Origin of the sequence: Streptomyces sp. NPDC006925 (assembly GCF_042869575.1) — a bacterium.
GTDB lineage: Bacteria > Actinomycetota > Actinomycetes > Streptomycetales > Streptomycetaceae > Streptomyces.
Genome location: NZ_JBIAGB010000011.1, coordinates 14,423 through 25,876 on the forward strand (window position 1 = coordinate 14,423; position 11,454 = coordinate 25,876).

At 74.0% G+C, this 11,454-nt stretch carries 9 protein-coding genes; 8 read left to right on the forward strand and 1 reads right to left on the reverse strand.

Annotation, left to right across the window (positions count from 1 at the left end; translation table 11 throughout):
* The first annotated feature begins 15 nt into the window (after positions 1 to 15).
* The 6 genes from ACFYNS_RS16825 to ACFYNS_RS16850 all read left to right on the forward strand — a co-directional run bounded on the left by ACFYNS_RS16825 (position 16) and on the right by ACFYNS_RS16850 (position 6,743).
* Positions 16 to 861: an ABC transporter ATP-binding protein gene (locus tag ACFYNS_RS16825; protein WP_388603526.1), complete on the forward strand. Its 846-nt coding sequence runs from the start codon at positions 16 to 18 to the stop codon at positions 859 to 861.
* A gap of 40 nt (positions 862 to 901) precedes the next feature.
* Positions 902 to 1,342, forward strand: coding sequence for a hypothetical protein (locus tag ACFYNS_RS16830; RefSeq protein ID WP_360299962.1), 441 nt, complete (start codon positions 902 to 904; stop codon positions 1,340 to 1,342).
* Between the two features lie 3 nt (positions 1,343 to 1,345).
* On the forward strand, positions 1,346 to 2,152 hold the full coding sequence (locus tag ACFYNS_RS16835; protein ID WP_360299959.1) for a TlyA family RNA methyltransferase: 807 nt from the start codon (positions 1,346 to 1,348) through the stop codon (positions 2,150 to 2,152).
* 71 nt (positions 2,153 to 2,223) lie between these two features.
* A complete protein-coding gene (locus ACFYNS_RS16840; protein ID WP_360299956.1) occupies positions 2,224 to 3,150 on the forward strand; it encodes an NAD kinase in 927 nt (308 codons plus the stop codon).
* A 294-nt stretch (positions 3,151 to 3,444) separates the two neighbouring features.
* Positions 3,445 to 5,187 carry a DNA repair protein RecN gene (gene recN / locus ACFYNS_RS16845; RefSeq protein ID WP_360299953.1) on the forward strand — a complete coding sequence of 581 codons (1,743 nt, stop codon included), beginning with the start codon at positions 3,445 to 3,447 and terminating at the stop codon, positions 5,185 to 5,187.
* Positions 5,188 to 5,522: 335 nt separating this feature from the next.
* On the forward strand, positions 5,523 to 6,743 hold the full coding sequence (locus ACFYNS_RS16850) for a glycosyltransferase family 4 protein (RefSeq protein ID WP_388603530.1): 1,221 nt from the start codon (positions 5,523 to 5,525) through the stop codon (positions 6,741 to 6,743).
* A 116-nt stretch (positions 6,744 to 6,859) separates the two neighbouring features.
* Here ACFYNS_RS16850 and ACFYNS_RS16855 read toward each other — a convergent pair whose 3' ends face one another.
* On the reverse strand, positions 6,860 to 8,689 hold the full coding sequence (locus ACFYNS_RS16855) for a glycoside hydrolase family 15 protein (protein ID WP_075000609.1): 1,830 nt from the start codon (positions 8,687 to 8,689) through the stop codon (positions 6,860 to 6,862).
* A gap of 410 nt (positions 8,690 to 9,099) precedes the next feature.
* On the opposite strand from ACFYNS_RS16855, the gene ACFYNS_RS16860 reads away from it, so the two are divergent.
* Entirely contained in the window at positions 9,100 to 10,749 is a 1,650-nt protein-coding gene (locus tag ACFYNS_RS16860) for a CTP synthase (protein ID WP_388603533.1), read from the forward strand.
* A gap of 5 nt (positions 10,750 to 10,754) precedes the next feature.
* Entirely contained in the window at positions 10,755 to 11,396 is a 642-nt protein-coding gene (locus ACFYNS_RS16865) for an NUDIX hydrolase (RefSeq protein WP_360300210.1), read from the forward strand.
* Positions 11,397 to 11,454 lie beyond the last annotated feature (58 nt).

Sequence of the window (11,454 nt, forward strand, 5' to 3'; positions counted from 1 at the left end):
GGAGGCGGGGACACGATGAAGACCGCGACACAGGCCGACCGGGCGCGGACCGCTGCCGCCGCCGGACCGGCGGCCGGGGAACCCCGGCTGACCGGGCACGACCTCACCCTCGCCTACGACCAGCGCACCATCGCCCGCGAGCTGGACGTGGCCGTACCCGACCGCTCCTTCACCGTGGTCGTCGGCCCCAACGCGTGCGGCAAGTCGACGCTGCTGCGCGCACTCTCGCGGATGCTCAAACCCACCCGCGGGAAGGTGCTGCTGGACGGCAGCGACATCGCGGGCCTGCCGGCCAAGTCGCTCGCCCGCACCCTCGGCCTGCTGCCCCAGTCGTCCACCGCGCCCGACGGCATCACCGTCGCGGACCTGGTGGCCCGCGGCCGCTATCCGCACCAGGGACTGCTGCGGCAGTGGTCGCGCGACGACGAGCGGGTGGTGGCCGAGTCCATGGCGGCCACCGGCGTCGAGGGCCTCGGGGACCGCTTCGTGGACGAGCTGTCCGGAGGCCAGCGCCAGCGCGTGTGGATCGCCATGGCGCTGGCGCAGCAGACGCCGCTGCTGCTGCTGGACGAGCCCACCACCTACCTGGACATCGCCCACCAGGTCGAGATCCTCGACCTGTGCGCCCGGCTGCACGAGGAGGAGGGGCGCACCCTGGTCGCCGTCCTGCACGACCTCAACCACGCGGCCCGCTACGCCACCCATCTGATCGCCATGCGGGACGGCCGGATCGTCGCACAGGGCGAGCCCGGCGAGATCGTCACGGCGGAACTGGTGGCGGAGGTCTTCGGCATGCCCTGCCGCGTCATCGACGATCCCGAGACCGGCACCCCGCTGGTGGTGCCCGCGGCACGGCGCTGAGACGGGCTGCTCTGTCGGACCCGGAGGGTAGCGTCGGGGCATGAGCGAGTTCGCGCAGGGCCCCGGGCCCGGCCGCGTCCCCGAGCAGCACCCGGGGAGCGCCACCGAGCGGTACGACGAGACGGTGCGGCCCGATCAGCCGCACGGGCACCCCGGGCAGGCCCCGGCGGGCCCCGAGGACCCCGGGGTCCGCCGCGGCCCGGGTCTCTCCGAGCCGGAGGGCGCACGCGAGTCGGAGGCCGCCCCGGGTGGAGACGAGGAGCCGGGCGCCGAGCCGGAGGAGGAGCCCGAGGACGGCCCGCGTCCCCTCGGCGTGGGTGTGCGCCCCACCGGAAACGGCCCGGTCGACGCCCGGCTCAAGCGGCTGGAGGACGCCGACCACCTCGCTGTCTCCGGCCATCTGGAGGTGTACGAAGATGTCCACGACGGCCTGCGCGAGAGCCTGGCCGCGCTGGACCGCCCCCACACACCCCGGAGCTGAACCGTGGCACGACGCCGACTCGACGCGGAGCTGGTACGCCGCAACCTCGCCCGCTCCCGGGAGCACGCGGGCCAGTTGATCGCCGCGGGCCGGGTCACGGTCGGCGGCAACGTCGCGGCCAAGTCCGCCACCCAGGTCGAGACCAGTGCCGCGCTGGTCGTCAAGGCGGACGAGAGCGATCCGGGCTATGTCTCGCGCGGCGGCCACAAGCTCGCCGGAGCACTGGAGGCGTTCGGCCCGCGCGGACTGCGGGTGACCGGCCGGCGTGCGCTGGACGCGGGCGCCTCCACCGGCGGCTTCACGGACGTGCTGCTGCGCGCCGGGGCGGACCGGGTGGTCGCGGTGGACGTGGGCTACGGGCAGCTCGCCTGGTCGCTGCGGAGCGACCCGCGGGTCACCGTCAAGGACCGCACGAATGTCCGGGAACTGACGTTGGAGGACCTCGATGGCGAGCCGGTGGAACTCGTCGTCGGTGACCTGTCGTTCATCCCCCTGGGGCTCGTCCTGCCCGCGCTGGTCCGCTGCGCAGTACCCGAGGCGGATCTGGTGCTGATGGTGAAGCCGCAGTTCGAAGTGGGCAGGGAACGGCTGGGCAGCGGAGGTGTCGTCCGCAGCCCGGAGCTGCGCGCCGAGGCCGTGCGAACGGTCGCCGGACACGCGGCGGCCCTGGGCCTGGGCGCGCTGGGCGTCACCTCGAGTCCGCTGCCCGGGCCCTCGGGAAACGTCGAATACTTTCTGTGGCTGCGTGCCGGGGCCGACACCCTCGACCCGGCCGAAGTCGAGCGAGCGGTGGCGGAGGGGCCCAAGTGACCGAGGACAGCGAAGCGACGCAGCCAGCACACCCTCCCGGTGACCGCCGGGGCGGTGCACCGGACCCCGGCGTGGCGGGCGGGGACCGTACGGTCTTCCTGCTCGCGCACACCGGCAGACCGGCCGCGGTGCGCAGCGCCGAACTCGTTGTCCAGGGGCTGCTGCGGTGCGGGATCGGGGTGCGGGTGCTCGCCGACGAGGCGGCCGACCTGCCGCTGCCCGAGCGGGTGCAGACCGTGTCGGCCAGGCAGGACGCGGCCGAGGGCTGCGAACTGCTGGTCGTGCTCGGCGGGGACGGCACCCTGCTGCGCGGTGCCGAGTTCGCCCGCGCCTCGGGCGTGCCGATGCTCGGCGTCAACCTCGGCCGGGTCGGCTTCCTCGCCGAGGCCGAGCGCGACGATCTGGACCAGGTCGTGGACCGCGTGGTCTCCCGTGCCTACGAGGTCGAGGAGCGGATGACCCTCGACGTGCTGGTGCGCAACGGCGGCCACGGTGCGCACAGCCCCGGCAGCGGCCAGGTGGTGCACGCCGACTGGGCGCTGAACGAGGTCTCGGTGGAGAAGGCCGCGCGCGAGCGGATGCTGGAGGTGGTCATCGAGGTCGACGGGCGGCCCGTCTCCAGCTTCGGCGGGGACGGCGTGGTGTGCGCCAGCCCCACCGGCTCCACGGCCTACGCCTTCTCCGCGGGGGGACCGGTGGTGTGGCCGGAGGTCGAGGCGCTGCTGATGGTGCCGATCAGCGCGCACGCGCTGTTCGCCAAGCCCCTGGTGACCGCGCCGGATTCGGTGCTGGCCGTCGAGGTCCGGCCCCAGACGCCGCACGGGGTGCTGTGGGCCGACGGGCGGCGCAGCGTCGAACTGCCCGCCGGGGCCCGGGTGGAGGTGCGGCGCGGTGCGGTGCCGGTACGGCTGGCGCGGCTGCACCATGCCTCGTTCACCGACCGCCTGGTCGCCAAGTTCGCGCTGCCCGTCACGGGCTGGCGGGGGGCGCCGCGCTAGGTCCTCGGAGGAGCCCCGTCCGCCCGGCCCGGCGGACGGGGCTTCGACGACCCGGCGCGGGGCCTGCCACAGGGGAGCGGCCCGGCGCGGGGCGCCGGCGCGGGCTCGTGCGGCGGCGCGTGCCGCAGCGGAGCGGCGGGGAACCGCGTGCAGGGCACTGGGGGAGTCGGGATCGAGACGGCGGGGGAGGAAACGGATATGCCGGTGCAACCCGGGTCGAGTTCCCCTGCGGTGCCGCCCCACGATCCGGCTACCACCCGGACCACAGGTGTGGCCGGTGCGCGGGGACCTCGTATGGTCGTATCCGTGTTGGAGGAGATGCGGATCAAAGCCCTGGGCGTGATCGACGACGCCGTTGTCGAGCTGTCCCCAGGCTTCACCGCGGTGACCGGCGAGACCGGCGCCGGGAAGACCATGGTCGTCACGAGTCTCGGGCTGCTGCTCGGGGGGCGTGCCGACGCCGGGCTGGTCCGGGTCGGCGCCAGGTCCGCCCTTGTCGAGGGCCGGATCGCGCTGGCACCGGACGCGCCGGCGGCCCGCCGCGCCGAGGAAGCGGGCGCGGAGCTGGACGAAGGGGCGTTGCTGCTCAGCCGCACCGTCTCGGCCGAAGGGCGGTCGCGGGCCCACGTGGGCGGGCGTTCGGTGCCGGCCGGGCTGCTCGCGGAGTTGGGCGACGATCTGGTGGCCGTGCACGGCCAGACCGATCAGCAGGGCCTGCTGCGCACCGCGCGGCAGCGCGAGGCGCTGGACCGCTACGCGGGCGAGGCCGTGGCCCGGCCGCTGGCCGCCTACCAGGAGGCGTACCGCAGGCTGCGGGCTGTCGCCGCCGAGTGGGAGGAGCTGTCCGCCCGGGCCCGCGAACGTGCCCAGGAGGCGGATCTGCTGCGGTTCGGGATCCAGGAGGTCGAGGCCGCCGAGCCGCGGACCGGGGAGGACACCGAGCTGGCGGCCGAGGCCGAACGGCTGGGCCATGCCGAGGCGCTGGCCTCCGCCGCCACCACCGCGCACGGTGCGCTGGCCGGGGACCCCGCCGACCCGGAAGGTGTCGACGCGGCCACTCTGGTCGCCGGGGCGCACCGTGCGCTGGAGGCGGTGCGCGCGCACGATCCGGCGCTGGCCACGCTCGCCGACCGGCTGGGCGAGGTGCACATCCTGCTCTCCGACATCGCGGGCGAACTGGCCGGGTACGCCGACGACCTGGACGCCGATCCGCTCCGCCTGGCCGCGGTCGAGGAGCGCCGTGCCGCACTCGCGCAGCTCACCCGCAAGTACGGCGAGGACATCGCCGCCGTACTCGGCTGGGCCCGGGAGGGCGCGGAGCGGTTGGCCGAGCTGGAGGGCGACGACGACCGGATCGGCGAGCTGGGTGCCGAGCGGGACGCGCTCCGTGCCGAGCTCGGCTCCCTCGCCCGTACGCTCGGCGAGGCGCGTGCGGACGCCGCCAAGCGGTTCGCGGACGCGGTGACCGGGGAACTGGCCGAGCTGGCCATGCCGCACGCCCGGGTCAGCTTCGCGCTCAAGCACACCGAGGACCCGGACGGCATCGAGGTCGACGGACGCGCGGTGGCCTTCGGGCCGCACGGCACGGACGAGGTCGAACTGCTGCTCGCCCCGCACCCGGGCGCGCCGCCCCGGCCCGTCGCCAAGGGCGCCTCCGGCGGCGAGCTGTCCCGGGTGATGCTCGCCGTGGAAGTGGTCTTCGCCGACTCCGATCCGGTGCCGACCTATCTGTTCGACGAGGTCGACGCGGGTGTCGGAGGCAAGGCGGCGGTCGAGGTCGGACGCCGGCTGGCGCGGCTGGCCCGGTCGGCGCAGGTCGTGGTGGTCACGCACCTCCCGCAGGTGGCAGCGTTCGCCGACCGGCACCTGGTGGTGCAGAAGACCGACGACGGGTCGGTGACCCGCAGTGGTGTCCGTGTCATGGAGGGCGAGGAGCGGGTGCGCGAGCTGTCCCGGATGCTCGCCGGCCAGGAGGACTCCGAACTCGCCCGGGCACACGCCGAGGAACTCCTGGAGGCGGCCCGCGGCGGTCTGTGAGCCGCCGTGCGGGTGCGGCGGCGGCCGGGGCTGCCGCTCCGGCGCGTCGCCCGGTGGCGCGCCGTTCCCGGCCGTGAGCCGCTCGGCGTCCGGCCGGGTCCGCACGGTCGGCGGCACCGTCCGCGGGGCGGGACGCCGTGCGCCCGGCCCCGCGAGGGGAGCGTGCGCTGGGGGCGCACGACTTGGCTTCGCACGCTTTCACTCGTGTGAGTGAGAGCGTGGGGTGTACGCCCTGCGTGGCGGCGCCGCGGTCCGCACGGCGGCGTGCCGGTCCCGGTTCGGCTGGCATCCTGGGCACGCATGCGCCCACCCCCGAGCCAGGGAGCCCGACCGCCGTGAGCCCGAGCCGTACCCACACCGCGCGCCGGCCCGCGGTCGGTGCACGGCCGCCGCACGCCGTGCATGTGCTCGGGGGCGGCCCGGCGGCCGACGGGACATACGTACCCTCGGCGCGTACGGCGGCCCACGCGCGCTCGCTCGCCCGGGGACTGACCGCGCGCGGGGTGCGGGTGACGGTGTGCACCCGGCACGACGAAGCACTGCGGCACTCGTTCACCGGAACCGGCGCGGAGTTCACCGCCCTCCCCGGCCGTTCGGAGGCCGAGGCGGCGGCCCGGCTGCGCGCGGTCTGCGCGGAAGCCGACCTCGTCCACGCGCACGGCCTGCGCGCCGGACTGCTGGCCGCCCTCGCGCTCGGCAGACGGCGTGGCCCGGTGCCGCTCGTCGTCACCTGGCACGCACTGCCGCGCGCCGGACCCGGACACGCCTCACCGGCGGACGCCGCCCACGACCTGGTGACCCGGCTCCTGCTCCGGCGGGTGGCCCGTGCCGCGACCGTCGTCCTGGGGACCACCACCGAACTCGTCGACGCCGCGCGCCGCAGCGGAGCCCGCGACGCACGTCTCGCACCGGCACCCGTCCCGCTGACCGGGGCCGTGCCGCCGCCGGACCGGGAGGACGCGGCAGCCCAGGACGCGCTCCGCAGCACGGCGCGCGCCGGTATCGGGGCCGCTGACCGGCCGCTGCTGATGGCCGTCGGCCGGCTGGACGGGCGGCGCGGCCACGACACCGCGCTGACCGCCGCCCGCGCCTGGCGTGGCCTCACCCCCGCACCACTGCTCGCCGTCGCGGGGGAGGGTCCCGGGCGGGACGCGCTGCAGCGCCGTATCGACGAGGAGAAGCTGCCGGTACGGCTGCTGGGACGGCGGGACGACGCACTGCGGCTGCTGGCGGAGGCCGACATCGCGCTGCAGCCCACCCGTTGCCGGGGGCCGTCGCTGGTCGCCCAGGAAGCCCTGCGCGCGGGCGTGCCACTGGTCGCCGCGGCGAGCGGCGGCGTTCCCGAACTGGTCGGCACCGCCGCCGTACTGGTCCCCTGCGGTGACGCCGACTCGCTCGCCTCCGCCGTACTGGGCCTGCTGGCCGATCCGGCCCGCCGTGCCGCGCTGGGTGCGGCGGGACGTGCCCGGGCGCGCACCTGGCCCGGCGAGGACGACACAGCCGCGCTGGTCCTCAGCGTGTACGACGAGGTGACCCGCGCCGCCGCGGATCGCTGAGCCCGGCGCCGACCGCCGACGCCGGGCGGCGGGTACCGCGAGATCCGACGACCGGCGCCCCTACCGTGAGCCGCCCTGCGCGCATGCGCGCAGGGCACCCGAAACGGGGCGTACGGTCAGACCCCGTACGCCCCTGATGCGGTCAGCCGCAGCGCGGTGTCGATCAGGGGGACGTGGCTGAACGCCTGCGGGAAGTTGCCGACCTGCCGCTGGCGCGCCGAGTCCCACTCCTCCGCCAGCAGACCGACGTCGTTGCGCAGTGCCAGCAGCTTCTCGAACAGTTTCCGGGCCTCGTCCACCCGGCCGATCATCGCCAGGTCGTCGGCGAGCCAGAAGGAGCAGGCCAGGAAGGCCCCCTCCTCACCCGCGAGGCCGTCCACGTTCTCGGCCGTGCCGTCGGCGCCCGCCTCGCTGCTGGTGGGGTAGCGCAGCACGAAGCCGTCCTCGGTGGTCAACTCCCGCTGGATGGCCTCGATGGTGCCGATCACCCGCTTGTCGTCCGGCGGCAGGAAGCCCATCTGCGGGATCAGCAGCAGCGAGGCGTCCAGCTCCTTGGAGCCGTAGGACTGGGTGAAGGTGTTCCGCTCCTTGTCGTAGCCCTTCTCGCAGACCTGGCGGTGGATCTCGTCCCGCAGGTTGCGCCACCGCTCCAGCGGCCCGTCCACGTCGCCCGACTCGATGAGCTTGACCGTGCGGTCGACGGCCACCCAGGCCATCACCTTGGAGTGCACGAAGTGCCGGCGCGGGCCGCGCACCTCCCAGATGCCCTCGTCCTTCTCCTCCCAGTGGTCCTCCAGGTAGCCGATCAGCTTGAGCTGGAGCAGCTGGGCGTAGTCGTTGCGCGCCAGGCCCGTCATATGGCCCAGGTGCAGCGCCTCGACCATCTCGCCGTACACATCGAGCTGGAGCTGGCCCGCCGCGCCGTTGCCGACCCGCACCGGCTTGGAGCCCTCGTACCCCGGCAGCCAGCTCAACTCGGCCTCGGAAAGCTCGCGTTCGCCCGCGATGCCGTACATGATCTGGAGGTTCTCCGGGTCGCCCGCGACCGCCCGCAGCAGCCACTCGCGCCACGCGCGGGCCTCCTCGCGGTACCCGGTGCGCAGGAGGGAGGAGAGGGTGATGGCCGCGTCCCTCAGCCAGGTGAAGCGATAGTCCCAGTTCCGTACCCCGCCGATCTCCTCCGGCAGCGAGGTCGTCGGCGCGGCGACGATACCGCCGGTGGGCGCGTAGGTCAGCGCCTTGAGCGTGATCAGCGAGCGCACCACGGCCTCCCGGTAGGGCCCGTGGTACGTGCAGGTCTCGACCCACTCGCGCCAGAAGTCCTCGGTGGTGCGCAGCGCCTCCTCCGGCTCGGGAAGCTCCGGCGCGGGCCGGTGCGACGCCTCCCAGCTGATGGTGAACGCCACCCGGTCGCCGGGGCCGACGGTGAAGTCGGAGTAGGTCGTCAGGTCCTTGCCGTAGGTGTCGGCCTCGGTGTCCAGCCAGACCGAGTCCGGTCCGGCGACGGCGACCGTGCGCCGGCCCTCCTTGTGCACCCACGGCACCACCCAGCCGTAGGAGAACCGCATCCGCAGCGCCGAGCGCATCCGCACCCGCCCGCTGACGCCCTCCACGATGCGCACCAACTGCGGTGCGTGGTTCTCCCGCGGAGGCATGAAGTCGATGATCCGGACGGTACCCCGCGGGGTGTCCCACTCCGATTCCAGTACGAGGGAGTCCCCCCGGTAGCGGCGGCGGTCGGCCGGTGGCGGGTCGCCGCCGGCCGGGTGCGCCGGACCCACCCGCCAGAACCCGTGCTCCTCGGTGCCGAGCAGCCCGGCGAACACCGCATGGGAGTCGAAGCGGGGTAGGCAGAGCCAGTCGGCCGAGCCGTCCCTGCCGATCAGGGCCGCAGTCTGCATATCCCCGATGAGTGCGTAATCTTCGATGCGCCCAGCCACGTGCATCTCCAGTCGAACGAACTGCGACGCCCCCGCGGGACGTGCTGGATGACCTGTGAGTTTCTGCCTGTCCCCAGGCAAGTGTCCGTGCAGGATACGACGCAGCGATCCCTTCCGCCCGACGGTCGGCTGAGTCCGGCTGCGCCGATGGGGTGAGCTTGACCGAGGGCTTCACCTGCTGCGACTCTCCCGTCACCCTGGGGCGCACCCGGTCGCGACGCCCACCCGCCGACGGGCCTCGGCAGCGGCACCGCCCCCTCGGCACTGTTACGCTGGTAGCCCGTGGAGCGGTGGGCGCGCGAACGCGAAGTGTTCGAGACGGCAGCCCCCCGAACCGCAGCGAGGCCACCCGGGCCACCCATCCGGGACGCAGCCATCGCACCCCACCAAGCGACCACGGGAGCCCCCTCTTGGCCATGCCGCCTACGTCCATGACGACCAAGCACCTCTTCGTCACCGGGGGTGTCGCCTCCTCGCTCGGCAAGGGGCTCACCGCCTCCAGCCTGGGCGCGCTCCTGAAGGCGCGCGGCCTGCGGGTGACCATGCAGAAGCTCGACCCCTACCTGAACGTCGACCCGGGCACGATGAACCCCTTCCAGCACGGTGAGGTGTTCGTCACCAACGACGGTGCCGAGACCGACCTGGACATCGGCCACTACGAGCGCTTCCTCGACGTCGACCTCGACGGCAGCGCCAACGTCACCACCGGCCAGGTCTACTCCACGGTCATCGCCAAGGAGCGGCGCGGCGAGTACCTGGGCGACACCGTGCAGGTCATCCCGCACATCACGAACGAGATCAAGCACCGCATCCGCCGGATGGCCACCGACGACGTGGACGTCGTCATCACCGAGGTCGGCGGCACCGTCGGCGACATCGAGTCGCTGCCCTTCCTGGAGGCCGTCCGCCAGGTCCGGCACGAGGTCGGCCGGGACAACGTCTTCGTCGTCCACATCTCCCTGCTGCCCTACATCGGCCCCTCCGGGGAGCTGAAGACCAAGCCCACCCAGCACTCGGTCGCCGCGCTGCGCAACATCGGCATCCAGCCCGACGCCATCGTGCTGCGGGCCGACCGCGACGTGCCCGTCTCCATCAAGCGGAAGATCGGGCTGATGTGCGACGTGGACGACGCCGCCGTGGTCGCCTGCAAGGACGCGCGCTCCATCTACGACATCCCCAAGGTCGTGCACTCCGAGGGCCTGGACGCCTACGTCGTCCGCAAGCTGGACCTGCCCTTCCGGGACGTGGACTGGACCCAGTGGGACGACCTGCTGCGCCGGGTCCACCAGCCGGACCACGAGGTGCAGGTCGCCCTGGTCGGCAAGTACATCGACCTGCCCGACGCCTATCTGTCGGTCACCGAGGCGCTGCGGGCGGGCGGCTTCGCCAACCGGGCCCGCGTCAAGATCAAGTGGGTCACCTCCGACGACTGCCGCACCCCGGAGGGCGCCGAGCGCGAACTCGGCGACTGCGACGCCGTCTGCATCCCCGGCGGATTCGGCGAGCGCGGTGTGGACGGCAAGGTCGGCGCCATCACCTACGCCCGCGAGCACCGCGTTCCCCTGCTCGGCCTCTGCCTGGGGCTGCAGTGCATCGTCGTCGAGGGCGCCCGCAACCTGGCGGGCATCGAGGACGCCAACTCCACCGAGTTCGACCAGGGCACCGCCCACCCGGTCATCTCCACCATGGAGGAGCAGCTCGACATCGTCGCGGGCGAGGGCGACATGGGCGGCACCATGCGGCTGGGCATGTACCCGGCCAAGCTCGCCGACGGCTCCATCGTGCGCGAGACCTACGGCGGCGAGCCCTACGTCGAGGAGCGCCACCGCCACCGCTACGAGGTCAACAACCACTACCGCACCGAGCTGGAGAAGAAGGCCGGACTGGTCTTCTCCGGCACCTCGCCGGACAACAAGCTGGTCGAGTACGTCGAGTACCCGCGCGAGGTGCACCCCTACCTGGTCGGTACCCAGGCGCACCCCGAGCTGCGCTCCCGGCCGACCCGCCCGCACCCGCTCTTCGCCGGCCTGGTCAAGGCCGCCGTGGCGCGCCAGCAGGGGGAGTGAGCGCCGTGTCCGCGTCCCGTATCGCCGACACTCCCGAGGAGTGGGAGGTCACCGCGACCGCCACACCGTTCCAGGGCGCCAAGACGGGGGTCCGCACCGACCACGTCGTCATGCCCGACGGGGTCGCCGTCAGCCGCGACTACCAGACCCACCCCGGTTCGGTCGCCGTGCTGGCCCTGGACGACCAGGACCACGTGCTGGTCCTCAGCCAGTACCGGCACCCCGTCCGCGAGAAGCTGTGGGAGATCCCGGCCGGGCTGCTGGACGTCCCCGGCGAGAACCCGCTGGCCGCCGCGCAGCGGGAGCTGTACGAGGAGGCCCACGTCCAGGCCGAGGACTGGCGGGTCCTGGTCGACGTCTACACCACCCCCGGCGGCAGCGACGAAGCCGTGCGGATCTTCCTGGCCCGGCGGCTGTCCGAGGCCGAGGGGGCGCGCTTCGAGGTCTCCGGGGAAGAGGCCGACATGGAGCTGGCCAGGGTGCCGATGGAGGAACTGGTGCGGGGGGCGCTCGCCGGGCAGCTGCACAACAACTGCCTCGTGGTCGGGTGCCTGGCGCTGAGCGCCGCGCTCTCCAGCGGCGGCGGTCTGGGCGCGCTGCGTCCCGCCCAAGCCCCCTGGCCCGCCCGGCCCTTCGACCCGATGTAGCCGCCCGCGGGAGCCGCCCCCGCGCTTCGCGCCCCGCACCCCACCGCCTCGCGCGGGC

What these genes read in the sequence shown, in the direction of transcription:
- ACFYNS_RS16825 (WP_388603526.1), top strand. Translation starts at nt 16, where the DNA reads ATGAAGACCGCGACACAGGCCGACCGGGCGCGGACCGCTGCCGCCGCC.
- ACFYNS_RS16855 (WP_075000609.1), bottom strand. Translation starts at nt 8,689, where the DNA reads ATGCACGTGGCTGGGCGCATCGAAGATTACGCACTCATCGGGGATATG.
- ACFYNS_RS16860 (WP_388603533.1), top strand. Translation starts at nt 9,100, where the DNA reads ATGCCGCCTACGTCCATGACGACCAAGCACCTCTTCGTCACCGGGGGT.
- ACFYNS_RS16830 (WP_360299962.1), top strand. Translation starts at nt 902, where the DNA reads ATGAGCGAGTTCGCGCAGGGCCCCGGGCCCGGCCGCGTCCCCGAGCAG.
- recN (WP_360299953.1), top strand. Translation starts at nt 3,445, where the DNA reads ATGGTCGTATCCGTGTTGGAGGAGATGCGGATCAAAGCCCTGGGCGTG.